Annotated in this window: 20 protein-coding genes and 3 tRNA genes; 15 read left to right on the top strand and 8 right to left on the bottom strand. The window is 48.4% G+C overall.

What is annotated here, in order from left to right:
• Positions 1-39: 39 nt before the first annotated feature.
• Complete coding sequence (locus ACUALS_RS18355; protein ID WP_454449328.1) at positions 40-1,422, bottom strand: aminotransferase-like domain-containing protein; 1,383 nt, start codon at positions 1,420-1,422, stop codon at positions 40-42.
• 94 nt (positions 1,423-1,516) lie between these two features.
• Here ACUALS_RS18355 and ACUALS_RS18350 point away from each other — a divergent pair, with 94 nt between their 5' ends.
• Positions 1,517-2,407 (top strand): EamA family transporter, encoded by an 891-nt coding sequence (locus ACUALS_RS18350; RefSeq protein WP_038137144.1) that lies wholly within the window; start codon positions 1,517-1,519, stop codon positions 2,405-2,407.
• 36 nt (positions 2,408-2,443) lie between these two features.
• On the opposite strand, the gene ACUALS_RS18345 is transcribed toward ACUALS_RS18350, so the two are convergent.
• The 7 genes from ACUALS_RS18345 to ACUALS_RS18315 form a co-directional block, all read right to left on the bottom strand.
• Positions 2,444-3,409 (bottom strand): sensor domain-containing diguanylate cyclase, encoded by a 966-nt coding sequence (locus tag ACUALS_RS18345; protein WP_038217391.1) that lies wholly within the window; start codon positions 3,407-3,409, stop codon positions 2,444-2,446.
• Positions 3,406-4,377 carry a response regulator gene (locus tag ACUALS_RS18340; RefSeq protein ID WP_039480329.1) on the bottom strand — a complete coding sequence of 324 codons (972 nt, stop codon included), beginning with the start codon at positions 4,375-4,377 and terminating at the stop codon, positions 3,406-3,408. Before ACUALS_RS18340 ends, ACUALS_RS18345 begins: the two co-directional genes overlap by 4 nt.
• A 172-nt stretch (positions 4,378-4,549) precedes the next feature.
• Positions 4,550-5,455, bottom strand: a complete 906-nt coding sequence (locus ACUALS_RS18335) for a hydroxymethylglutaryl-CoA lyase (protein WP_454450047.1) — start codon at positions 5,453-5,455, stop codon at positions 4,550-4,552.
• Between the two features lie 13 nt (positions 5,456-5,468).
• Positions 5,469-6,272, bottom strand: a complete 804-nt coding sequence (locus tag ACUALS_RS18330) for an enoyl-CoA hydratase-related protein (protein ID WP_005471382.1) — start codon at positions 6,270-6,272, stop codon at positions 5,469-5,471.
• Positions 6,273-6,289: 17 nt separating this feature from the next.
• Positions 6,290-7,894: a carboxyl transferase domain-containing protein gene (locus ACUALS_RS18325; protein ID WP_454449327.1), complete on the bottom strand. Its 1,605-nt coding sequence runs from the start codon at positions 7,892-7,894 to the stop codon at positions 6,290-6,292.
• A 9-nt stretch (positions 7,895-7,903) separates the two neighbouring features.
• Positions 7,904-9,073 (bottom strand): isovaleryl-CoA dehydrogenase, encoded by a 1,170-nt coding sequence (locus ACUALS_RS18320; RefSeq protein ID WP_454449326.1) that lies wholly within the window; start codon positions 9,071-9,073, stop codon positions 7,904-7,906.
• Positions 9,074-9,130: 57 nt separating this feature from the next.
• Entirely contained in the window at positions 9,131-9,499 is a 369-nt protein-coding gene (locus tag ACUALS_RS18315; RefSeq protein WP_005471363.1) for a MerR family transcriptional regulator, read from the bottom strand.
• 120 nt (positions 9,500-9,619) lie between these two features.
• Between ACUALS_RS18315 and ACUALS_RS18310 the strand changes: the two genes are divergently transcribed.
• The 14 genes from ACUALS_RS18310 (at position 9,620) to ACUALS_RS18245 (ending at position 23,954) form a co-directional block, all read left to right on the top strand.
• The gene (locus tag ACUALS_RS18310; protein WP_454449325.1) at positions 9,620-10,834 is read left to right on the top strand and encodes a thiolase family protein; all 1,215 of its coding nucleotides are present in this window, start codon (positions 9,620-9,622) and stop codon (positions 10,832-10,834) included.
• A 13-nt stretch (positions 10,835-10,847) separates the two neighbouring features.
• A complete protein-coding gene (locus ACUALS_RS18305; protein ID WP_454449324.1) occupies positions 10,848-12,341 on the top strand; it encodes a CoA-acylating methylmalonate-semialdehyde dehydrogenase in 1,494 nt (497 codons plus the stop codon).
• A 9-nt stretch (positions 12,342-12,350) separates the two neighbouring features.
• Positions 12,351-13,505, top strand: coding sequence for an acyl-CoA dehydrogenase family protein (locus tag ACUALS_RS18300; RefSeq protein ID WP_454449323.1), 1,155 nt, complete (start codon positions 12,351-12,353; stop codon positions 13,503-13,505).
• A gap of 12 nt (positions 13,506-13,517) precedes the next feature.
• Positions 13,518-14,294 carry an enoyl-CoA hydratase gene (locus ACUALS_RS18295; protein ID WP_454449322.1) on the top strand — a complete coding sequence of 259 codons (777 nt, stop codon included), beginning with the start codon at positions 13,518-13,520 and terminating at the stop codon, positions 14,292-14,294.
• A gap of 9 nt (positions 14,295-14,303) precedes the next feature.
• Positions 14,304-15,434, top strand: coding sequence for an enoyl-CoA hydratase/isomerase family protein (locus ACUALS_RS18290; protein WP_454449321.1), 1,131 nt, complete (start codon positions 14,304-14,306; stop codon positions 15,432-15,434).
• 32 nt (positions 15,435-15,466) lie between these two features.
• Entirely contained in the window at positions 15,467-16,372 is a 906-nt protein-coding gene (gene mmsB, locus ACUALS_RS18285) for a 3-hydroxyisobutyrate dehydrogenase (RefSeq protein ID WP_454449320.1), read from the top strand.
• A gap of 8 nt (positions 16,373-16,380) precedes the next feature.
• Positions 16,381-17,139: an SDR family oxidoreductase gene (locus tag ACUALS_RS18280; RefSeq protein WP_454449319.1), complete on the top strand. Its 759-nt coding sequence runs from the start codon at positions 16,381-16,383 to the stop codon at positions 17,137-17,139.
• Positions 17,140-17,317: 178 nt separating this feature from the next.
• The gene (locus ACUALS_RS18275; RefSeq protein ID WP_454449318.1) at positions 17,318-19,630 is read left to right on the top strand and encodes a methyl-accepting chemotaxis protein; all 2,313 of its coding nucleotides are present in this window, start codon (positions 17,318-17,320) and stop codon (positions 19,628-19,630) included.
• Positions 19,631-19,813: 183 nt separating this feature from the next.
• A complete protein-coding gene (locus tag ACUALS_RS18270; protein ID WP_454449317.1) occupies positions 19,814-20,158 on the top strand; it encodes a HopJ type III effector protein in 345 nt (114 codons plus the stop codon).
• Between the two features lie 33 nt (positions 20,159-20,191).
• Entirely contained in the window at positions 20,192-20,563 is a 372-nt protein-coding gene (locus tag ACUALS_RS18265) for an MmcQ/YjbR family DNA-binding protein (protein WP_454449316.1), read from the top strand.
• Positions 20,564-20,713: 150 nt separating this feature from the next.
• Positions 20,714-20,787 (top strand) — tRNA-Cys (locus ACUALS_RS18260).
• Between the two features lie 61 nt (positions 20,788-20,848).
• A tRNA-Leu gene (locus ACUALS_RS18255) sits at positions 20,849-20,935 on the top strand.
• A gap of 32 nt (positions 20,936-20,967) precedes the next feature.
• Positions 20,968-21,041, top strand: a tRNA-Cys gene (locus ACUALS_RS18250).
• A 297-nt stretch (positions 21,042-21,338) separates the two neighbouring features.
• Positions 21,339-23,954, top strand: a complete 2,616-nt coding sequence (locus tag ACUALS_RS18245) for a nitrate reductase (RefSeq protein ID WP_454449315.1) — start codon at positions 21,339-21,341, stop codon at positions 23,952-23,954.
• Positions 23,955-23,956 lie beyond the last annotated feature (2 nt).

Here is a 23,956-nt window from a genome sequence, read left to right as displayed (position 1 = left end):
AATTCGCTGTCATGGCATCGAATCCGTGACAGCGGCTTTTTAGCTCGATTTGAGTATGGCATCCACCAGTTTGTCGAGCTCTGTTTTCACGGTGTCGCTGAGTTCATAGCCGATGTTAATACGAAAACAATCATTATAGAGTGCTAGCGTACTAAACAGATGACCGAGTCGAATATCGATTTGATGTTGTTCGATAAGCGAACGAAACTGATCAACGTCCAAATTTGGTACCTGCAACCAGAGTACCATTCCTCCCTTTGGGTCACTCATATTCACATGGCTCGGTAATCGTTCAGAGAGATAATTGACATACGCTTGTCGAAGCTGGAGTAGCCGATTCCTGCGCCGCTTGAGCTGTTTTGCGTAGTGTCCAGACTCAATAAAATCGGCCACTGCGAGTTGGATAGGCAGAGAAACACCAAAGCAAGAGGCGGTATGATGTTGACGGTATCGGTCTGTATAGCGACCTGGAAGGCACCAACCTAACCGATAACTCGGGGAAAGACTCTTAGAGATGGAGCCACACCATAGAACATAGCCGCCTTGATCATAATACTTAGCAGGAAGCGGCGTGTGATCAGCGTAAGAGAGTTCTAAGTAAACATCATCTTCAATAATTGGGGTTTCGTATTGGTTGGCGAGCCTTGCGAGTGTCTGTTTTTGTTGAGCGGACATAGTGATGCCTTGCGGGTTCATATGCGAAGTACAAAAAATGCCCGCTTTTACATTCCCATCTCGCAAATGGCCTTCAAGTTGAATTAGGTCTATCCCATCATCCAGTGAAGGGATTTCAACAATGTGTCTGCCCATTTGACCAAGCAAATCCAATATTCCACTGAAACACGGAGAGCTAATAGCAACCGTATCACCGGCTTGAGTACATGCTTCAAGCGCAGCTTTGATTGCTGGCATACAGCCAGAGGTTACAACGAGTTCTTCTGGATTTAGGTGTAAGCCTAGTTTTGAGAAATGAGTACTTAGTGCATTTCGAAGCAGCGGCTCCCCTTGAGTATTTGGGTAGTGATTTAGCCGCTCTGTGAGTCGTTTGCTGGCGCGTCGAAAACTGCGTTCCAACTCATTTAACGCGATTTCATCAATACTTGTACTAGAAACGCCAAGTGGACCGTTGTGGTTGGAGTGAATCGAAAAGCTGTGGTTTACGGTTGATACCCTGCTGACAAAGCGGGCCCACTCAGGCGTATTGTTTTTGCTGGGTCTGGCACTGACGAAATAGCCAGCTTGGGGGCGAGCATAAATCCAACCTTGAGATTCAAGCTCTTGATAGCAACTCACTGCCGTAGACATACTGACCGCATGCTGCTTAGAGAGTTGGCGCAAAGAGGGCATACGGCTACCTTCGATGAGTTTTCCGCTTTCAATCTCGTGGACAAACTGGTTTGCGAGTGCTCTATAGATGCTCATAGTCATACTGTACTGGTTTTTATGTGAATAATTGTATCTGTACTGATAACTGTACCCGAGCAATACTAATTTTCAACAGAAAGGGAGGGCAGTTATGACAAGAAACGATTTATTGTTGGCTATTTTTGTAATGGCGATTTGGGGGTTTAACTTCTCAATGATCAAAATGGGGATTACAGATGTTCATCCGTTATTGGCGACGGCGGCACGTTTCACACTTGCAGTGATTCCCGCCATATTCTTCATTCGCAGACCCAGCGTGAAGTGGCGATACCTAATGAGTTATGGCGTTGTATTTGGCGTTGGCATCTGGGGAATGGCATCTTGGTCAATCACCGCGGGGCTATCGTCTGGGATGTCATCGGTACTGCTATCATCCAATGCGCTGATCAGTATGGCTGTGGGCGTGTTTATTCATAAAGAAGCGGCTTCGAAACGAAAAGTCATGGGGGCAGTGACGGCCTTAGTCGCCTTGCTTGTTTTGGTCTCTGCTACCAATGGTAATGTCACGGTTCAAGGATTGCTCTTTATTGCAATTGCGGCGGGAAGTTGGACGGTCATGGGGATGATAGTCAAAGGGTCAAAGACCACCCAGGCATTCGCGTTCAATGTATGGGGGATGCTATTTGCGCCGATCCCATTGGTGTTATTTGCTATCAGTTTGTACGGTGCGGATATTGTGTTTGACGCTGTTCGTGTTTGGGATACGAAAACGACGGTCGCAGTGCTCTTTCAGGCTTACCCGACCACTTTATTTGGTTACTGGGTTTGGAATCGATTGTTGATCCGCTATCCATTGAGTACCACGGCCCCGTTGACTTTATTGGTGCCGGTGTTTGCGCTTGTTTCAGGCTATCTGATGTACGCAGAGCGACTTAGTAGCGCACAAGTTTTGGCTTGTGGGATGTTTCTTGTCGGCATCGGTTTGATTGTCAAGCCAGCTAAGGAGAAATGGCGCACTGGACCAAAGGTCAGCGTATCTTAGGTAATGTAAAAAGGGGCTGAATTTCAGCCCCTTTTGCTATTTGATAAACGCGAGATCAAACACGGTTGAGCGGTTTCGCCCAGTTTCTTTGGAGTAGTAGAGCGCTTTGTCTGCATGCTCTAGCCAGTTCAAGTGGTTAGATTGATAAGGTGAGATTTCACAAATCCCCAAACTGATGGTGTACTTAACGTTGTAGCCTTCACATTCAACGATCGAGCTCTCGATCTTCTTACGTAAACGCTCAGTAAAGTAGAGTGCTTGGTTAGCGCATGTCCCCGGAAGCAGCACCGTGAACTCTTCGCCGCCATACCGGCCACAAACATCGGATGTGCGTGATGCCTTTCTTAGTTCATTCGCGGTGTGGCGAATCACGTGGTCACCGACGGTATGACCATAGGTGTCGTTAACGCGCTTAAAATGATCAATGTCGAAAATCACTAGAGAGGAGACCGCGCCTGAAATTTTGCAGCTCTCATACTCCTTCATTAAACACGTTTCCCAATAGCGGCGGTTGAACAGTTGGGTTAAACCATCGGTTCGGCTCAGATCGGACAGTTTTTGATTGGAGTCCATCAGGTGGATTTTGTTTTTGGCGATATCGGTGACGTCATTGATCACTAAGCTCACATGTGACACCTCACCATTGACCGATGTTAACGGTGAGAATGTGATGTTCTGACGCATCTCCCTTAACCCGTTTGATATGGGGCTAAAGTTTTTAAACTTGAAGAGGTAAGGGCGATCTTCCCAGCAGGAAAAGCCGCGGCTGTTGAGTTTAAAAGAGGCGTCGACTTTTTTTCTTAGCCAAGATTCCGGTAGCCCTTCAATCACATCAAACAGAACTTTGCCGATGATTTTGTCGGCGCTAATACCGCTGTAGGACTGCATGAAGGAGTTCCACGCGTAAACACGGTACGCTTTATCTACAACGATAAGGCCAGCATCGAGATCGCCGATGATTTGCATTGTCCAATGGAAGTCACTGATTTCGGTTGCTTTCATAACACGCTCTTTAGAATCTGTTCGATGGCGTCAATGGAGTCATTATCCATCAGGAAAATGACATCGCAGGCAATGTCGAGGTTTTCCGCCTTATAGACGAACTCGATGGTAAAAATATCTTCATCGTACCCCGCAAGAAACTGATTACAGGTCAATGACACTTGAAGCAGCTCTTTTTCAAGTACGATAGGTTGGCGTAAAGAGATGGCGATATCGAGTTGACGGCTAAACGACACTAAGAAAGAAGAAACCAGTAGGTTGGAGATATCGAGAATGACTTCGTTGGTGCCGTTGCTGTCTTCACCCCCGAGGTTATCTAGCCCACGCCCGTGCAAGCAGACGAGCGCTTCGCCATTGATGCCATTGCCCACAAAACGCTGAGATACCGCGCGATACTCAGAGTTATTGACAATGTCTTGGACGGTCATTTTCAGCTCTGACTGATGCAAAGACGCGACGTTTGGCAGCGGCATTTCAATGAACTGGCCAACTTGTTCTGCAATCAAGGAAGCACTGGTCCCTAATGCGATATTACTCATCTCGCGGATACTGCCCATCAAATCGACAGATTGGTGAATGCACTCCGGCGTTGCCATATTAAACGCCTGAAGTGGGATACCGTATTTTGAAAATAGTTGAGTAAGGTCAGAGGTACTAAAGGGTTTTTCGATAAAATCGAGGGCGCCCATTGCGCGGCATCGTTGTTTGGCTTCGCTCTGAATGTCACCAGACACGACGATCACTTTTGTCGGGTAACGGCTTACAGGGAGCGACGCGAGCACTTCAAAGCCATCCATTACTGGCATGGTGAGGTCAAGAAATAGGACATCGATGTCAGTTTCTACAAGCTGCTCTAAGGCTTCTTTACCATTTTCCGCTTGAAGAATGACGGTCTTAGCGGTTTGCCCGATTTTGCTGATGATAGCTTTGCGTGCGATCTTAGAGTCGTCGCAGACCAATATATTCATGAGGTGTATTTTAAGCCCAAGGGTGACGAAGGTTTTTTATAGTTGTATAAAGCAAGAAACGATTATAGTGTGATGTTCGTGCCAAATACTCAGACTTAGTTAACACTTTTGAACGGGTTATATCACGAACTTTTTAATCGCTAGGGGTGATTCTTAGAGCCTCAACACAGAATCATCGTTTGATGTGATCTTGTAATGCTAATGCAACATTCGAGTTAGGTGAGCGGTTTAGATATTGTGTGACTCGCCAACCACTTAGCGCCACTTTGCGAAGGTCTACACCGGTATCAATGCCCAGCCCTTCACACAGATAAAGCACATCTTCTGTGGCTACGTTGCCTGACGCGCCTTTTGCATAGGGGCATCCGCCAAGCCCAGCCACGCTCGAATCGATAACATTCACCCCCATTTGCAATGCTTGATAGATGTTCGCCAAGGCTTGGCCCCAGGTATTGTGAAAATGAACGGCGAGCCTTGATTGATCAACTCGGCGCATCACGGCATCCAGCATTTGAGCGACTTTTAGTGGTGTGCCTGTGCCTATCGTGTCACCCAGCGAGACTTCGTAGCAGCCCAATGAAATAAGTTGTTGGGCGACATCTGCGACTTGTTCTGGTTGAATTTTGCCTTCATAAGGACAGTCAATAATGCAGGAAAGGTAACCGCGCACAGCAATACCTTGTTGCGATGCTTTTTCGATAACTGGTTTAAATCGGTCTAAGCTTTCTTGAATCGAACAATTGATGTTTTTTTGGCTGAAGGACTCCGAGCAGGAAGCAAACACCGCGACTTGGTCCGCTTGAGCTTTCATCGCGGCATCAAAGCCGGTGATATTGGGCGTAAGTGCCGCGTAGATGACGTCAGGGTTGCGTGTGATCTGTTTAAAGACCTCATCAGAATCGGCCATTTGCGGCACCCACTTCGGAGAGACAAACGATCCCACTTCGATGTGAGTGAGTCCGCTACTTGAAAGTTGGTTGATGAGCGCCACTTTCGCGTGAGTAGCGATGCTCGCTTCATTTTGTAAGCCGTCCCTCGGGCCCACCTCAACAATTTTCACACGCTTAGGCAGTGACAGGTGAGCCATTGGGTTACTCCTCATCTGGCCAAATGGGCGGGCGTTTTTCGATAAAAGCGGCGAGTCCTTCTTGCCCTTGTCGTGAAACGCGCACATTGGCAATCATATCGCTGGTATAGCGAACCAGTTCGCGGTCGATGATTTTGTTGTCACAGTGTTCAATAAGCTCTTTGGCGTGACGTAATGCAGCTGGGCTATTACGTAAAATCTGCGCGATGAAGCGATCAATACAGGCTTGTGCATCGTCTTTGTTTGTCAGGTGGTGAACGATGTGCAGTTCTTGCGCGGTTTTGGCGTCGATGGTTTCTGCTGTCAGCATGTATCGCCTAGCTTGTCTAACGCCAATACTTCGAATCACATAAGGCGCAATCGTTGCGGGGACTAATCCCAACTTAACTTCACTCAAGCAAAATCGAGCGTGATGGTCAGCAATGGCTATGTCGCTACAACAGATAAGACCTAAAGCACCGCCAAACGCCCAGCCATGAACGTAGACGATGGTAGGGTGGGGAAACTGATCCAATATGGACATTAACTTGGCGAGCGTTTGTGCATCTTCGACGTTGGCCTCATGCGATTGCTCCGCCATTTGTTTCATCCAGTTTAAATCCGCACCCGCGGAGAAGTGTTCGCCATTCCCTTTAAGCAGCAAACAGCGCACATCAGGATGATTGGCGAGATAATCAAGGGCAAGAATTAACTCGTGAATCAATTGATCACCAAACGCATTGTGTTTATCAAGGCGGTTAAGGCTCAGCGTTGCGACGCCGTTTTGATCAATCTCATACTGTAAATCGCTACTCAGCGTAATGTCCATTGTACCGTTCCTTTGTATTACATCCTGAAAATCCCAAACTCGCTATCTGGAATCGGCGCATTAAGGGCGATTTTTAACGCGCGGGACAGCACGTTCCGAGTCTCTTTTGGATCGATGATGCCGTCATCCCAAAGTCTAGCACTTGCGTAATAAGGCGAGCCTTCGGATTCGTATTGATTGATGATCTTCTGTCTGAACTCGGATTCGGCATCTGGTGACCAGTCCCCATTTTGCCTTGCGATGGCCTCGCGTTTGACTTGAGTCAGCACGCCTGCCGCTTGCTCTCCACCCATCACAGAAATTCGTGCATTGGGCCACATCCACATCATGGTGGGTTCGTAAGCGCGACCACACATGCCATAGTTTCCAGCTCCGTACGAGCCGCCTACGATGACAGTAAACTTGGGCACATCGGCGCAAGCCACGGCCATTACTAACTTGGCTCCGTGTTTGGCGATACCACCTTCTTCGACCTTTTTACCAACCATAAAACCGGTCACATTTTGTAAAAACAGCAAAGGAATTTTGCGTTTGGCGCAGAGCTCAATAAAGTGCGCCCCTTTTTGCGCCGATTCTGAAAACAAGATGCCGTTGTTGGCAACAATTCCAACCAATTGGCCGTCAATTCGGGCAAATCCGCACACAAGGGTGGGTCCAAATAGCGCTTTGAACTCGTCAAAATCGGAATCATCGATGATCCTCGCAATCACTTCACGAATATCAAACGTGAGGCGCAAATCGGCGTTCACAATGCCGTACAGTTCTTCGGCTGGATAACGCGGTGCAACCGATGGTGTGTGATTGTAGTCGGCCGGCGTTAGGTGGCAATTGGCAATGGCTTGGCGCGCGAGACTCATTGCATGTTGCTCATTTTCGGCGTAGTAATCCGCAACGCCCGATTTTCGGCAGTGCACATCTGCGCCGCCAAGTTCTTCGTCGGTGACCACCTCTCCAGTGGCAGCTTTCACTAAAGGGGGGCCAGCGAGAAAGATGGTCCCTTGCTGTTTGACGATGATCGACACATCGGCCATTGCCGGAATGTAGGCGCCACCAGCAGTACAAAGACCGAGCACGACCGATATCTGCGGGATACCCAATGCCGACATGCGCGCTTGGTTGTAAAAGATGCGCCCAAAGTGCTGTTTATCCGCAAAGACATCCGCTTGGTGAGGCAGATTGGCACCACCGGAATCCACCAAGTAAACGCAGGGTAGGTGACATCGCTGGGCGATCTCTTGGGCGCGAAGGTGCTTTTTAACGGTCAGCGGGTAATAGGTTCCTCCTTTGACGGAAGGATCGTTGGCGATAATCATGCACTCCACGCCATTCACTTTTCCTATGCCAGCCACCGCGCCTGCGCACGGTATTGGCTCTTCATACACTTGCCAAGCAGCGAAAAGTCCGACTTCGAGAAAATCACTGTGGTCATCTAAAAGCATGGCAATACGTTCTCGGACAGGATGTTTCCCCTTTGAACGTTGCCTTTCAATTGCCTTGGTACCGCCACCTTGTTTGATGAGCTCGATGTTACTTTTGAGCGCATCGACGAGTGCGATCATCGCTTGATGGTTTTTTACATAGAGCGGTGCGTCAGTTTTAATTTTGCTTGTGATTACCGTCATTGAATTCCCTTAGCGTGATTCTTCAAACAGTTCGCGGCCAATGAGCATGCGTCTTATCTCAGACGTACCCGCGCCAATTTCATACAGCTTGGCGTCACGTAATAAACGTCCAGCGGGAAACTCATTGATGTAGCCATTGCCGCCAAGCAGTTGTATTGCGTCTAAGGCGAGTTGGGTGGCCAGCTCTGCGCTATACAAAATCACACCAGCGGCATCTTTACGTGTCGCTTCTCCCCTATCGCAGGCGGCAGCAACGGTGTACACGTAACTTCTTGCGGCGTTAGTTCGGGTGTACATATCGGCGACTTTGGCTTGCACCAGTTGGAACTCGCCAATGGCTTTGCCAAACTGCTTGCGCTCATGTACGTAAGGGATCACTAAATCTAAGCACGCTTGCATGATGCCCAAAGGTCCGCCCGCTAGGACGACACGTTCGTAATCTAATCCGCTCATCAGCACCTGAACGCCTTTGTTGACTTCACCAAGGACATTTTCAACCGGAACAACGCAATCGTTGAATACAAGTTCGCAGGTGTTTGAACCTCGCATACCGAGCTTGTCGAGTTTCTGCGCATGACTAAAACCTGAGAACGCTCGCTCGACGATAAAAGCGGTGATGCCGTGTGAGCCAGCGGATGAATCGGTTTTGGCATAAACGATGATTACGTCGGCATCGGGGCCATTGGTGATCCACATTTTGTTGCCGTTGAGGCGGTAATGGTCTCCACTTAACGTCGCTTTAAGCTGCATACTGACCACGTCGGAACCGGCGTTTGGCTCGCTCATCGCCAATGCGCCAATCGCGGAACCATCAATGAGTTTGGGTAGGTATTCGGCTTTTTGTTCTTGGGTGCCGTTGCGAAAAATTTGGTTCACGCAAAGGTTGGAATGAGCCCCATAGCTTAATGCAACTGAGGCGGAAGCACGGCTGATCTCTTCCATTGCAACCACATGAGCCAAGTAGCCCATGCCAGCGCCGCCAAATGACTCGGACGTGGTGATGCCAAGCAGCCCCATGTCACCGAGCAGCGGCCACAAATGATTGGGGAACTGATTGTCTTTGTCTATTTGATCCGCGATGGGCGCGATATGTTGGTCGGCAAATGCGCCAACATGGTCACGTAACATGTCGATGGTTTCGCCCAGTCCAAAATTGAGCGGGTGGTATGGAGATAACATAGCGCCTCCCAGTTGCACCTAAAAATGCAAAAAGAAGCGCTAAGTTACTGAAGGGTGCTAGCTTTGACTTAGGGCTTCTTCACATCGTTGACGAGCTGCGTTTAAGTCTTCAAGAACTACAGTAATGTCTTCAAGTTGACGCTTAAGTACAGCTTCCTTTTCATCAATAATCTTGAGCATTTTGGTCAGCTGAGTATCTTCTTGGTGAGTATCATACAGTGCAAATAGCTCTTTGATCTCGGCCAGAGAGAAGCCCAGTCGTTTACCACGAAGAATCAGTTTTAGGCGGATTTTATCCCTACGCTGGTAGAGTCGCATTGTGCCTTTACGTTCGGGCTCTATAAGCCCCACATCCTCATAAAAGCGAATGCTTCGAGTGGTAATACCAAACTCTTTTGCCAGCTCACTAATCTTAAATCTTTCCACCTGTCTTTATTCTCCAACTGCCTAAGAATAGATTGTAAAAAATGCGTTTCTTTACGTTTACGTAAATGTTAGTGCTATGCTTACGTAAACGTCAAGAAATTCCATGGAGTGGGGGACACAATGGGAGATAGCGATATCTGGATTGTTGCGGCGAAGCGGACACCGATGGGGTGCTTTCAAGGAGCCTTATCAAGATTTTCCTCTCCTCAGCTTGGCGCCATGGCGATAGAGAGCGCAGTTGAAGCTGCTGGCATTGCAAGTGACCTAATCGACGAAGTCTTTATGGGCTGTGTGTTGCAAGCTGGTTGTGGCCAAGCGCCCGCAAGACAAGCAGCGCTTGGGGCTGGTTTAAGTGAATCAACACCATCAACGACCGTAAATAAAGTATGTGGCTCAGGCATGAAGGCCGCGATGTTGGCAAACGATCTTATCAAACTAGGCTCGATCCAATGTGCGGTCGCGGGTGGAATGGAAAGCATGACTAACGCGCCTTATTTGCTAAAAGATCAGCGTGGTGGTGCGAGAATGGGGCACAAAACAACGTTCGACCATATGTTTTTAGATGGCCTGCAAGATGCCTATCAAGGCGAGTTAATGGGCGTCTATGGACAACAGGTTGCCGACAAGTTCAAGTTTACCCGCGAAGAGATGGATGCGTGGGCAACTAACTCGATTCACCGAGCTCGAAGCGCAGATGAACAAGGTTTATTTGTTGACGAGCTTTGTCCGGTCACATTGAGCTCTGGTGAAAAGCTTGAGCGTGATGAACAACCTCACCGCGTTGACCCTGCCAAAATCCCCAAACTAAAACCTGCTTTCGACAAACAAGGTACGGTGACAGCCGCGAACTCGAGTGCGATTTCCGATGGCGCCGCTGCTTTGATCTTAATGTCGCCAACACTGGCAAAGCAGCAAAAACTTAAGCCACTCGCCGTCATCAAAGGTCATTCAACACATGCCAGAGCCCCTGAAGAGTTCACGTTAGCGCCGGTGTTTGCCATCGAAACCTTGTTATCGATGCTTGATTGGAGTGTCGATGAGGTTGACCTATGGGAGATCAACGAAGCATTTGCGGTGGTTACCCAAATCGCGGTCAAACAGCTTGGTCTTGATCCCGATAAAGTCAACATCAAAGGGGGCGCCTGTGCACTTGGACATCCCATTGGTGCCAGTGGAGCCAGAATTCTCGTCACCTTGATCCACAGCTTAAGACAACTACAGGCGATAGGGACGGATGGGGATACGGAAAATAAAAACGTGGTGCGAGGTATTGCTTCTCTGTGTATCGGCGGAGGTGAAGCCACTGCTATGGCAATAGAAATTCCACTTGAGTGAAAAGGATACCACTATGACACAGTCAGTTCCGCTTTATATCGATGGTAAGTTCTGTCAGTCGCAATCCAATGAATGGATTGATGTGACTAACCCCGCAACCAATGCCGTGATCGCCAAGTTACCAAAGGCGACGGACGCAGAAATAGCGCGCGCGATCGAGAGTGCAAGCCATGCTTTTCATCAGTGGAAAGAGGTGGCGGTTTCTGAGCGAGCCAGAGTCATGCTCCGCTACCAACATTTACTTAAAGAGCACCACGACGATTTGGCTGAGTTATTGTCTCAAGAAACGGGGAAAATCCTTCTGGATGCAAAAGGGGATGTGTGGCGCGGCATCGAAGTGGTCGAGCAAGCCGCAAATATCGCCAGCAATATGATGGGAGAAACGGTTGAAAATGTTGCCACCGACATTGATAGCTACTCGTTAATTCAGCCGCTCGGCGTCTGCTGTGGCATTACACCGTTTAACTTTCCTGCAATGATCCCATTGTGGATGTTTCCGTTGGCCATTGCTGCTGGCAATACCTTTGTCCTCAAACCTTCAGAGCAAGTGCCATTGACGTCAATCCGTTTAGCTGAGCTTTTTGAGCAAGCGGGCGCACCGAAAGGCGTGTTGCAAATCGTCCATGGTGACAAACATCAAGTGGACACCCTTCTAGCCCATCCAGATATCCGAACCGTATCTTTTGTCGGGTCGGTCTCGGTTGCGGAATACATCTATCACACCGGAACCCTGCACAATAAACGAGTCCAAGCTTTTGCCGGTGCGAAAAATCATATGGTGATCATGCCCGATGCTAACAAGAATCAAGTGGTCAGCAATTTAGTTGGGGCGTCGGTTGGCGCGGCGGGGCAACGGTGCATGGCGATTTCCGTCGCGGTGTTTGTGGGTGAATCCAAGCAATGGATTGCTGATCTCAAAGACGAAATGGCGAAGATGAAACCAGGGGCATGGGATGATGAATCCGCTGCTTACGGGCCTTTGATCAGCAAAGCGGCCAAAGAGCGAGTGATACGACTGATTGATGAAGGCAAAGCGCAAGGTGCCATTTGTGAGTTGGATGGTAGTGATTGCGCGGTAAGCGGCTTGCCTGACGGAAATTGGGTGGGGCCGACGCTGTTTAGTGGTGTGACGACTGATATGTCCATCTACCAGCAAGAAATTTTTGGCCCTGTTTTGGTGTGTCTTGAAGTGGATTCACTGGATGATGCCATTGCGCTCATCAATCGAAACCCATATGGCAATGGTACCTCTATATTTACTTCAAGCGGCGGCGCGACGCGTAAGTTTCAACACGATATCCAAGTTGGGCAGGTGGGCATCAATGTCCCGATTCCCGTGCCGTTACCCTTCTTTTCATTCACGGGCTGGCGAGGCAGTTTCTATGGCGATTTGCACGCTTATGGCAAGCAAGCCGTGCGATTTTTTACCGAAACCAAAACGGTGACCGCGCGTTGGTTCGATGACGACATTCCCACTGGCCCCAACTTAACCATTCAATTGAAATAGGAGCGGCAGATGGACTTTGAACTGAATGAAGAACAACGAGCGTTTGCCGATACCGCGGCACAATTTGCCGAGCAACGTTTAGTGCCAAATGCCGCCAAATGGGATAGTGAGCAAATCTTTCCTAAAGAGGTTCTGAGCGAAGCGGGCGAGCTGGGTTTTTTAAGCCTGTACACGCCAGAAGAGCAAGGCGGTTTGGGCTTGAGCCGTTTAGATGCCTCTATCGTATTCGAGCAGCTTGCGATGGGCTGCACGTCGACCACCGCCTACATGACCATCCACAATATGGTCAGTTGGATGGTGGCAAGTTTTGCAACCGATGCCGTCAAACAGCGCTATTGTGACAAACTGGTCACTGGCGAGTGGTTAGGGTCTTACTGCTTAACCGAGCCAAACGCAGGCTCCGATGCCGCCTCTTTGACAACCAGTGCCATCAAGCAAGGTGAAGGTTATATATTGAACGGGGCCAAAGCATTTATCTCGGGTGCGGGTGATACCGATGTACTGGTTGTTATGGCAAGGACCAGCGACGACGGGGCAAAGGGCGTTTCGGCATTTGTGGTTCCCGCAAGTGCCGAAGGGATAAGCTACGGACGAAAAGAGCCGAAAATGGGGTGGAACAGCCAGCCAACACGCTCAGTCACCTTTGATGGTGTGGTCATTCCTGACGATCATCGACTTGGCGCAGAAGGCGAAGGGTTCACCTTTGCCATGAAAGGATTGGACGGGGGGCGGATTAACATCGCGACCTGTTCCATAGGGACTGCCCAGCAAGCACTGAATCAGGCGACTCAGTACATTCAAGAACGCAAGCAGTTCGGTAAACGGATTGCTGATTTTCAATCTATTCAATTTCGACTGGCTGACATGGCGACAGAATTGGTGGCTGCGAGACAATTAGTGCGTTTGGCTGCGTGCAAGCTCGATCAAAACTCCTCAGACGCGACGGCCTACTGCGCCATGGCAAAACGCTACGCCACCGACATTGGTTTTAAAGTGTGCGACCAAGCGCTGCAGCTTTTTGGTGGCTATGGCTACACTCAAGAATACCCAATGGAGCGCTATTTTCGCGATGTTAGGGTGCATCAAATACTTGAAGGTACCAATGAGATCATGCGTTTGATCATTTCAAGACGATTGTTAGCGCAAGGCGCGCAGCTACTGTAAAGGACAACCACTATGACCAACGCAATCGAACACACAGTGTCTGACCATATTGCCGTGATCACGATGAACAATCCGCCCGCCAATACGTGGACAGAGCAAAGCCTGATGCAACTAAAGCAATTGGTGGAGAGTTTAAATGCCGATCGCGATGTCTATGCGCTAGTACTAGTGGGGCAAGGCGAAAAATTCTTCTCTGCGGGCGCTGACCTTAACCTGTTTGCATCAGGAGATAAAGCCGTCGCGTTTAAGATGGCAAAAGCCTTTGGGGAAGCATTCGAAACCCTATCTCAATTTCGCGGCGTGTCGCTAGCGGCTATCAACGGTTACGCCATGGGAGGCGGGTTAGAAGTGGCGTTGGCTTGCGACATACGCATCGCAGAAACGCAAGCCAAGCTCGCGTTGCCTGAGGCGAAAGTGGGCTTGCTGCCGTGCGCTGGAGGGACGCAGAATCTCACGGCTTTAGTGGGTGAAGGTTGGGCTAAGCGGATGATTCTCTGCGGCGAACAGATCGATGCGCAAATGGCGGAAAAAATTGGGCTGGTTGAACAAGTGGTTGCAAAAGGCGATGCGCTAAATCAAGCCATTGAACTTGCAAAACAAGTCGCCAATCAATCACCTTCATCGGTGGCTGCATGTAAAACGCTGATCCAGACCACACGGTTCCAAACGCGAGACTACGGTTTAGCAAAAGAGAGGGAGCTGTTTATGGCTCTTTTCGATACGGATGATCAACAAGAAGGGGTGAACGCATTTCTTGAAAAGCGTGCACCTGAATGGAAAAACCAATAAGGGGGCAATATGACCGATACTGTCCATTTTAATCTACTGCCTTGCAGTGACAGTCAACACAAAATCGCCGTTGCCACGCTCGACAACACCCCTTCATTAAACGCGTTAAGCGCCAACATGCTCACCTTGTTAACGACTCAATTAGCGTTATGGCAAGAAGACGATGACATCATTTGTGTCGTGCTTGAAGGTGCCGGAGAAAAGGCTTTTTGCGCGGGCGGCGATGTAAAATCGATGCATGAAGTAATGCGTGACAACACCAATGATGAGATTCGTCGAGTGTGTGGTGATTTCTTTACCATCGAGTATCGATGTGACTACCTAATTCACACCTACTGCAAACCGATCATCGCATGGGGAAGCGGAATTGTGATGGGTGGAGGCATGGGGCTGTTTATGGGCTCAAGCCATAAAGTCGTCACGCCCAATTCGAAGCTCGCAATGCCTGAAATCAGCATTGGCTTATACCCTGATGTCGGTGGAACATGGTTCTTGAATCGGCTGGATGACGGGATAGGTCTGTTCCTTGGACTCACCGGTTCCATGCTCAATGCGACTGACGCCGTTGACGTCCATTTGGCAGACTTTATGGCGCTTCCGGAACATAAAGCCAGCTTGATCGAACAACTTCAAGTTGCTGACTGGGAATGCGTGGACGATGCCTATGAAGTCGTGACTGAGTTGTTGGAAACATTTGCTCAAGAGGCGCATCACGAATCACCTAAACCTCAGCTACTTCCCTTTTACCCGCATATTCAACAAGCCTGCCAACAGGACAGCTTACTTCAAGTGGTTGATGCCATTGACGCGATAGAGGGTGAAAGCCAGTGGTTAGCGCGCGCGAAATCAAATCTCGCCACGGGCAGCCCGATCAGTGCCCATATTTGTTACCGTCAATTGACCGCTTGCCATGACCTTTCATTGGCAGATTGTTTTCGCTTAGAGCTGACGTTGTCAGTGTGTTGCTGCCTAGTGGGCGAGTTTCAAGAGGGCGTGAGAGCACGATTGGTCGATAAGGATAGTTCTCCAAACTGGAAGTATAAAAGCCTTGCTGCTGTCGAAGATAAGCTCATTGATGAAATGTTTACCTCCCTGTGGACGCCAGAGTCACACCCTCTTGCACAGTTAGGGCACTACTAGTCAGTTGACTACCAAAACAAAAGGACACTGTTATGACAACCATCGCGTTTATCGGACTTGGCAATATGGGCGCACCCATGGCACTGAACTTAGTGAAAGCAGGGTGCAGGGTGCAAGTATTTGACTTGGTAGAGCAATCCGTAGAGCAAGTGGCGTCACAAGGCGCTGTCGCGGCAAACTCAATCGAAGAAGCACTAAGCGGTGCAAACGCCGTGGTAACCATGTTACCTGCGGGGGAGCATGTTCGCGCGGTCTATCTCGATGACCACCAAGGTAATAAAGGACTCATTGATGTCGTGGCGCCAAATACTCTGTTAATCGATTCCTCAACCATCGACCCAGACTCTGCCCGTTTGGTTGCTTCCCACGCACAGAGCAAAGGGCTTGAGTTTGTCGATGCGCCGGTCTCTGGAGGCGTTGCGGGGGCAGCTGCGGGGTCACTGACCTTTATCGTTGGTGGCAGCGATAAAGCGTTTGATAAAGCAGAGCAAGTGCTAAAACACATGGGCAAAAACATTTTCCATGCTGGCAAGGCAGGCGATGGTCAGATGGGAAAAATCTGTAACAACCTGATGCTGGGTATATTAATGTCGGGGACCTGTGAGGCGTTAAACCTAGGCATTGAAAACGGTTTGGATCCAAACGTTTTATCACAAATTATGCTGCAAAGTTCGGGGCGAAATTGGGCACTTGAGCTTTATAACCCATGTCCGGATGTGATGGATACAGCACCAGCCAGCAACGGTTACCAACCCGGATTCATGACCAAACTGATGCTCAAAGATTTGGGCTTAGGGCTTGATACGGCGGCAAAAAGCCAAACCTCGGTGCCAATGGGATCGCTCGCTCGAAACCTATTCGCTTTTCACAATGCTAATGGCAACGCGGAAAAAGACTTTTCTAGCTTGTTTGAGTTTTACCAAAGCAAAAATAAGTGAGGGAGACGATGAACTTAAAGCAGAGTGTCATTGCGATAACAGGGGCAGGTAGAGGATTGGGCCAGATGATGGCAATCACTTTGGCTCACGCCGGCGCGGAGTTAGCCCTACTTGATAGGGATGAGTCTTCTCTGGAAGAGACCAAGCAACAATGCAATATGTTGGGCGTGAAAGCGCTGTGTTATTGCGTGGATGTCACATCGGAAGAAGAAGTTGAACGCGTTTTTAATGACATCTTGGACGATTTTGGCCAGTTAGACGGGCTCATCAATAATGCAGGGATCCTACGTGACGGCTTACTTGTCAAAGTGAAAGATGGCGTAGTCAGCAAAATGTCGTTGGAACAGTTCAACTCAGTGATTAACGTTAATCTGACTGGGACTTTTTTGTGCGGTAGAGAGGCGGCATGTCAGATGGTCAAGTTACAACGACCGGGCGTCATCATTAATATCTCGAGTGTTGCAAGGGCAGGCAACATTGGCCAAACCAATTACGCGGCGTCCAAAGCTGCGGTAGCGACACTTGCGGCAACTTGGGGCAAAGAGTTAGCAAGGTACGGCATACGCTCAGTTGCCATTGCCCCAGGCGTGATAGAAACGGAAATGACACGCCAAATGAAACCCGAAGCCAAACAAAGATTGGAGCAGGCCATACCACTTCGCCGCTTGGGCTTGGCCAATGAAATCGCCAGCACGGTTCAATTTATTCTTGAAAATGATTATGTCAATGCGCGAACCATTGAGATAGACGGTGGAATTTCATTTTAGTCTGTCCAGCTACCAGTGCACACGGATACGTTGACAGACATTATTTTTCTAATTTTTCGTAAAGTTCCCAAACCTTGCTTACAATTATATCACTAGATGCATAAATATATGTGACGTCAGATGGCAGTTTCCTCTAATTCGATAAGCGGATATGGACTTTCCGCGAGAGGTCATTGTTATGAAAATTGCCACCAAAATAGTAACGGCATCAACCATATTATGTACGTTGGCGGTTGTTGCCACAGGCGTAATAGTAGGTTGGCGCTCCTCGGTGTTATCAGAAGACGCGCTATATAATCGCGCCACTGAGCAGTTAATCTCTGTTCGTGAAATAAAGAAAAATGAGATTGAACTCTATTTCGAACAGATTCGTGGTCAATTGATCACAACAGCACACTCGGTGGGTGTACAAGACGCCATTACCGAGTTTTCTCAAGCGTTTGCTCAATATCCGACGGAGTCAGTGACACAGCGCGATCACTCTGCATTAGAACGTTACTATCAGAGCCAGTTTGGTGCGACGTACCGAGCGTCAAACAGCGGCCGTTCTGCCAATGAAATGCAAAAACTGTCGATGATTTCTCCACTGGGCAAGGCGTTGCAAGCAAGATACATAGGTACCAATCCAAACCCACTTGGTGATAAGCATCAATTGATGGCTGACAGTTTGGGTACTCGTTACGATGAGGTTCACGCAAAATATCACCCAAGTATCAAAGGGTTTCTAGAGCAGTTTGGCTATTACGATATCTTTCTCGTTAACCCAAACGGGGACGTCGTTTATTCAGTGTTTAAAGAGCTGGATTACGCCACCAACCTATTGACCGGCCCTTATGCGGGCAGCGGGATTGCAAAAGCCTTTAGTCAGGCACTTTCAATGAGCGATGGCCAGTTCCATCTTGAAGACTTCGCGCCTTACTATCCTTCTTATCAAGCTGCGGCTTCTTTTATCTCTTCACCCATCAAACAGGGGTCAACAACCTTAGGTGTGCTGATATTCCAGATGCCAGTGGACGAAATCAACAACATCATGACTTTCAACGGCAACTGGGTTAATGCGGGTTTGGGGGAAAGTGGTGAAAGTTATCTTGTTGGCCCTGATGGGCTTTTGAGAAGCGAATCGAGATTTCTCATGGAAGATGCCGATAATTACTATAAAACGATGCTGAATTCAGGGGTATCAAACACCATTATTGAGCAAATCAAGGGCAAAGGATCTGCGATTGGGCGCCAGCCTGTGACCACATCTACCTCAAAATCGGCGTTGCGTGGGCAAAGTGGTTCGGACGTTGTAGTTGATTACCGTGGTGAGGACGTTTTGTCAGCTTACGCGCCAGTCAATGCGGCGGGATTGAGCTGGGGGATCGTTACAGAGATTGATAAACACGAGGCGCTAAAAGATGTAGATAGCTTAATCAATGCAATGATCTTTACCGTCTTGAGCAGCATTGTGGTCATTGTGCTTATTGCAATTGTCATCTCTTACTTCTTAGGTAGAAGTATCGCTTGGCCTATCAAGTTGGCGAGCGAGCGTATTCAACAAATTAGCGAAAATAATGATCTTACCCAGCGACTCGAAGTGGCGGGTAAAGATGAGATGACTGAGCTCGCTCTAAGTTTGAACGGGTTATTCAAACACCTACAGCAAATCATTGGCAAATTTGCACAAGCGACTGATGACTTAAACAGCAATACCAACAGCATGGCGGGCAACATGAACAGTACCCGTGCAGCTGTCGATGACCAAAATCATCGAACCGAGTCGGTGGCTACGGCTGTGAATGAGATGAGCGCTTCAATTGCTGAGGTGGCGCAGTTTGCAACCCGAGCAGCAGAGTTTGTCAAAAACGCCAATGACGCAGGCAGCCAAGGCGTGAATATTGGTCGAAGTTTGGGCGTGGAAATCTCTCAGTTGAATCAGCAAATGCAAACTGCGGTTGAAGCGATCGGGCGCTTACATAATGAGACCAACTCAATCGCAGAGGTGCTCGATGTGATTCAAGGCATTGCCGAGCAAACGAACTTGCTGGCACTCAATGCAGCGATTGAGGCGGCTAGAGCTGGTGAGCAAGGGCGCGGTTTTGCTGTAGTAGCTGACGAAGTCCGTTCATTGGCGGGGCGTACTCAGTCATCGACAGAAGAAATCCGAGAAAAGATTGAGTCACTGCAACGCGAAACCAATGAGGTTTCGAAGAGTATTGAGAATGCAAACATCACGGTATCGAAAGGCGTCGCGACGTGTGATGAGAACACTGATATGTTGGAGCAAATCGTCACGATGTTGATTGAACTTAATGAGATGAACGTTCAAATCGCCGCCGCAACCGAAGAGCAACGCGCTGTAACGGATGAGATTAGCGGCAGTATCACATCCATAGCGGATGCATCTTCAGCAGTGTCAATTCAGGTGAACGATGTGGACGATGTGTTGCAAGGGCTCTCTTCCCAAGCTGAAGAGCTCAATCAGGATGTTACCCAGTTCAAATATTGATCCACTTGTAACCACGGCTACTTTGCATGAGCCTAGTTCAGCAAAGTAGCCTCGGCTCATCTTGAATCCTTTCTTTATAGAGTAGGGTTAACCTACCTATTCTCTGACGATAAATTAGCGCTTTTTATCTGGTAATCAATCGCATAGACTGACCTCTTTATAATATCTATGGAGAGAGTCCAAATGGAATTGAATGCCTTTATTAAAAAACTAAACCAGCAGCCTGAGCAAGTTGAATTTGAACAAACGATCGCGGTGATCGACGCTTACTACGATTTCGTTCCAACCTCGTTTACTAACGGGAGTACCCGCAATGATGCAGGGCAAAACAACGGTTCGTGTAAGATTTTTGCTTTCGGCAAACTGAATGGATTGGATAAGGCAAGTACGCTGGCATGTTTTGGGCGTTTTTATCGACAAGATGTGCTGGAAAACCCACAAGGCGAAGACCACGCTAATATTCGTAACTTTATTCAGTCAGGCTGGGATGGCGTTCACTTTAACGGTGAGGCATTAATAGCAAAATAAGCGTATCGATTTCGACTTTCTGGAGAGCGAACAATGACGAACAACGAACTAGAAAAATACCTTGATACCTTTATGTGCGCGGAGTCGAGCTTCCCATTTGGTCCAGATGCGTTGGTATTTAAGGTCAAAGGTAAGATGTTCGCCATTTTGGCGCAAAGAGAAGGGCGAGAGTACGTGACTGTAAAGGTCAAACCTGAAGATGGAGAAGTACTCACCGATCAGTTTGCGGATATCACACCGGGTTACCACACCAATAAGCGCCACTGGGTGACCGTTTATTATCCTGGTGATGTTGAAGACGGCTTGATTCACGATCTTTGCGAGCGTTCTTATGAGCTTGTGGTGAGTAAACTACCTAAAGCCCAGCGAGAATTATTGCAGGGCGGAGCGATCGGAAGTGTTTAAAAATCGCCTGATTAGATCAAACAAACAGCTATTTGATGTAATTGTCGGCAAACAAACAAAAATATGAGATTTTTGTTTGACTCTCAGTGCTCAATCCGTAAAGTATGCAGCGAACGCAACGGTGGGTAACCTAAAGCGTTGAAAGAAAAGGGCGCCTTGGCAGAGTGGCTATGCAGCGGATTGCAAATCCGTGGACCTCGGTTCGACTCCGGGAGGCGCCTCCATTCTTTATCATATTTTAGATGGTGTTTATTGTTCTAAACGGCATCACAAAGCGATTTGTGTGCCCTGGTGGTGGAATTGGTAGACACAAGGGATTTAAAATCCCTCGGCGTTCGCGCTGTGCCGGTTCAAGTCCGGCCCGGGGCACCATCTTAAATTACTCGAGAGAGTGCAAAATCAAAGGCGCGTTGGCAGAGTGGCTATGCAGCGGATTGCAAATCCGTGGACCTCGGTTCGACTCCGGGACGCGCCTCCACTACTTCTTAAAGTAGCAAGCCAGCCAAGTGCTGGTTTTTTTGTCTTTGAATTCCTTCCTGATGACTATCATAGCTCTATACCATGGCCTATGCGGTGCGTAGTGCACAGGTTTGGTGCATTAATATTTGTTAAGTTAAATCTAACTCCTTGAATATCAAGCCTTAACGACTTGGCATCTAATTTGCTTATCTAGTTTAGCTCGGCTGAAACGGGCACAAAATATATAACAACGTCACAGGCAATGAAGCCTCCTTCACTCGAGCAGTGAAGGAGGCTTTTTTTCAAGGAGTAAGTGATGACAAGGGAATGTACAAAGACAGCTTGCCCATATTGTGGAGTAGGCTGCGGTGTTGAAGTAAATCAGTTAGGAATTCAGGGTGATAAGCAGCACCCTGCCAACTCTGGCGCTCTGTGTGTCAAGGGCTCAGCGTTAGCGCAAAGCCTAGATATGCCATCTCGACTGCTGTATCCAAAGCTCAATGGAGAAGAGATCAGTTGGGACCAAGCGACAGATATTATTGCCAATGCCTACCATGAGGCGATTGTAGAGAGTGGCCCGGATTCGACGGCCATGTATGTCTCTGGTCAACTGCTAACCGAAGATTATTACGCTGCGAACAAGTTTATGAAAGCGACAGTTGGTAGCGCGAACATAGATACCAACTCGCGACTCTGTATGTCGTCGGCGGTTGTGGCTCACAATCGCGCATTTGGTGAAGATGTTGTTCCGGTCAACTATGCAGATATTGATGAGGCTGAACTTATCGTTATCTGTGGTGCGAATACCGCATGGACTCACCCTGTTCTATTTAGACGAGTTCAGCAAGCTAGAGAGCGTAACCCTGAACTGAGACTTGTTGTGATTGATCCAAGAGAGACAGTCACTGCGCAGCAATCTGATCTGCATTTAGCGCTACCGAATGACGGTGATATTGCGTTGTTTAATGGCTTACTTCGCTACTGTGTTGATACCGCGAATATAGACCAAGAGTATATCGAGCAGCACACATCAGGCTTTACTGAGCTATTAGACTCGGTAGCGTCAAACGCTTTCAGCATTAATGAACTTAGCGAGCAACTCGATCTTAGCCAAGAACAACTCAAAACCTTCTATCGCTGGTTCGCTAACACTAAAAAGACCATTACCTTGTTCTGCCAAGGAGTAAATCAGTCTCAATCGGGTTCTGACAAAGCCAACGCGATCATTAATGCCCACCTAGCTACGGCAAAAATTGGTGTTAAAGGGGCAGGGCCGTTTTCAATTACCGGTCAACCGAATGCCATGGGCGGTCGAGAAGTGGGTGGCTTGGCTAATCAGTTAGCGATACATCGTGGTTTTGATGATGAGTCTATTAAGCTTGTCAGCGAATTTTGGCAAACCGATAATCTTGCATCAAAGCCGGGACTAAAAGCTATCGAGATGTTTGAAGCGGTTGACCGCGGTGAGATAAAAGTTATTTGGATCATGGCGACCAACCCAGTGGTTTCAATGCCAGACAATACCTTCGTAAAACGCGCACTAGAAAAGTGCCCAATGGTGATTGTCTCTGATGTGATTGGAAACTCTGATATCGCAAAATATGCCACTTTGTTATTACCCGCTGCGGGGTGGGGTGAAAAACAAGGTATGGTGACCAACTCGGAGCGGATGCTCACTCGTCAGCGTCAATTCACACCACCTAAAGGGCAGTCTAAACCTGACTGGCTAGCAATCTGTGAAGTGGGTGAAAAGCTATGTAATTTACAGTGTAAGCCAAACGCATTTGGCTTTGAGTCTGAAGCGGATGTGTTTAGAGAATTCGCGGCCATGAGCGGTATCAATAAACAGAGTCCACTCCTGTTTGATATCTCTGAATACGCACAGATCAGCAACGAAGAGTATCAAGCGTGGCAGCCAGTACAGTGGGGCGGAACTCGCCCTTACGAGTCAGGTGGCTACAGCTTTGCTGATGGAAAAGCTCGCTTTGTTGTTCCTGCAATGCCTATTAGCGAGAAAGACTCTTCATGGTGGCTCAATTCTGGTCGTCAGCGCGATCAGTGGCACACCATGACCCGCACGGGTTATATCACGCATTTGGCCGCGACTGAGCCGGAACCAACCGTCTATATCAATAGCCGTTCTGCAGCTTATATCGACGTTAAAGAAGGTCAGCTCATCTCATTGGTGAGCGATAATAGCGACAGTCGTATTTATGCAAAAGCAGCCATTGATGATGGTCTAGGTAATCGACAGCTGTTTATGTCGATGCACTGGGCCGGAGAATATGGCCTTGCTAGTCAGGTTAATGCTGTGCTAAGCCGTTATGCTGACCCGCACTCAGGCCAGCCTGCATTTAAGTCGCAGAAAATTGCGATTGAGCCTGTAGCGGTCAAAACCTACGGCCTTTATGTTGGTGAGAAGTTTGTAGACCGAGACTTCCTGTATCAATCTTTCCAAGCGGAAGAACGTGTCGGGATTTGGCGTTTCGCTGACAGCTTGCCTGCGGATAGAGCTTATGTTTCCAATCTAGGGTCGACACCACATCAACGTGAAGTGATCCTCGAACTTGAGCTAGGTTGGTTAACCGTTGGTTATGACGAGTTAGGTGATAGTAAAGTGATTCGTTCGCTCTTGATTGCTTCCAATCAACCCATTGCGGCTGATGCGACAGAACTGGCAGGACTGATTGGTAAACCACTAACCTTTACCGCGCTACTTTCCATCGCGGCTCAGGAAGAAGCAACCGAGTTGATTTGTAGCTGTTTCCGCGTCAACGATAAACAGATCGTGCGTGAACTAGAGAGTGGCGAGTGCACTAGCGTCAACCAACTGAAAAACAAGCTTAAGTGTGGCACTAATTGTGGCTCTTGCTTACCTCAAGTTGAGCAGTTAGTTGCTGAGTACCACCAAACGATTGTTGTGACGAAGTAGGA

This window comes from Vibrio sp. NH-7, from assembly GCF_053643215.1.
The sequence above is the reverse complement of the archived record's forward strand: the minus strand, read 5'-3'. Positions and strand labels throughout refer to the sequence as shown.

What these genes read in the sequence shown, in the direction of transcription:
- ACUALS_RS18355 (WP_454449328.1), bottom strand. Translation starts at nt 1,422, where the DNA reads ATGAGCATCTATAGAGCACTCGCAAACCAGTTTGTCCACGAGATTGAA.
- ACUALS_RS18350 (WP_038137144.1), top strand. Translation starts at nt 1,517, where the DNA reads ATGACAAGAAACGATTTATTGTTGGCTATTTTTGTAATGGCGATTTGG.
- ACUALS_RS18345 (WP_038217391.1), bottom strand. Translation starts at nt 3,409, where the DNA reads ATGAAAGCAACCGAAATCAGTGACTTCCATTGGACAATGCAAATCATC.
- ACUALS_RS18340 (WP_039480329.1), bottom strand. Translation starts at nt 4,377, where the DNA reads ATGAATATATTGGTCTGCGACGACTCTAAGATCGCACGCAAAGCTATC.
- ACUALS_RS18330 (WP_005471382.1), bottom strand. Translation starts at nt 6,272, where the DNA reads ATGGACATTACGCTGAGTAGCGATTTACAGTATGAGATTGATCAAAAC.
- ACUALS_RS18325 (WP_454449327.1), bottom strand. Translation starts at nt 7,894, where the DNA reads ATGACGGTAATCACAAGCAAAATTAAAACTGACGCACCGCTCTATGTA.
- ACUALS_RS18320 (WP_454449326.1), bottom strand. Translation starts at nt 9,073, where the DNA reads ATGTTATCTCCATACCACCCGCTCAATTTTGGACTGGGCGAAACCATC.
- ACUALS_RS18310 (WP_454449325.1), top strand. Translation starts at nt 9,620, where the DNA reads ATGGGAGATAGCGATATCTGGATTGTTGCGGCGAAGCGGACACCGATG.
- ACUALS_RS18305 (WP_454449324.1), top strand. Translation starts at nt 10,848, where the DNA reads ATGACACAGTCAGTTCCGCTTTATATCGATGGTAAGTTCTGTCAGTCG.
- ACUALS_RS18300 (WP_454449323.1), top strand. Translation starts at nt 12,351, where the DNA reads ATGGACTTTGAACTGAATGAAGAACAACGAGCGTTTGCCGATACCGCG.
- ACUALS_RS18295 (WP_454449322.1), top strand. Translation starts at nt 13,518, where the DNA reads ATGACCAACGCAATCGAACACACAGTGTCTGACCATATTGCCGTGATC.
- ACUALS_RS18290 (WP_454449321.1), top strand. Translation starts at nt 14,304, where the DNA reads ATGACCGATACTGTCCATTTTAATCTACTGCCTTGCAGTGACAGTCAA.
- mmsB (WP_454449320.1), top strand. Translation starts at nt 15,467, where the DNA reads ATGACAACCATCGCGTTTATCGGACTTGGCAATATGGGCGCACCCATG.
- ACUALS_RS18280 (WP_454449319.1), top strand. Translation starts at nt 16,381, where the DNA reads ATGAACTTAAAGCAGAGTGTCATTGCGATAACAGGGGCAGGTAGAGGA.
- ACUALS_RS18275 (WP_454449318.1), top strand. Translation starts at nt 17,318, where the DNA reads ATGAAAATTGCCACCAAAATAGTAACGGCATCAACCATATTATGTACG.
- ACUALS_RS18270 (WP_454449317.1), top strand. Translation starts at nt 19,814, where the DNA reads ATGGAATTGAATGCCTTTATTAAAAAACTAAACCAGCAGCCTGAGCAA.
- ACUALS_RS18265 (WP_454449316.1), top strand. Translation starts at nt 20,192, where the DNA reads ATGACGAACAACGAACTAGAAAAATACCTTGATACCTTTATGTGCGCG.
- ACUALS_RS18245 (WP_454449315.1), top strand. Translation starts at nt 21,339, where the DNA reads ATGACAAGGGAATGTACAAAGACAGCTTGCCCATATTGTGGAGTAGGC.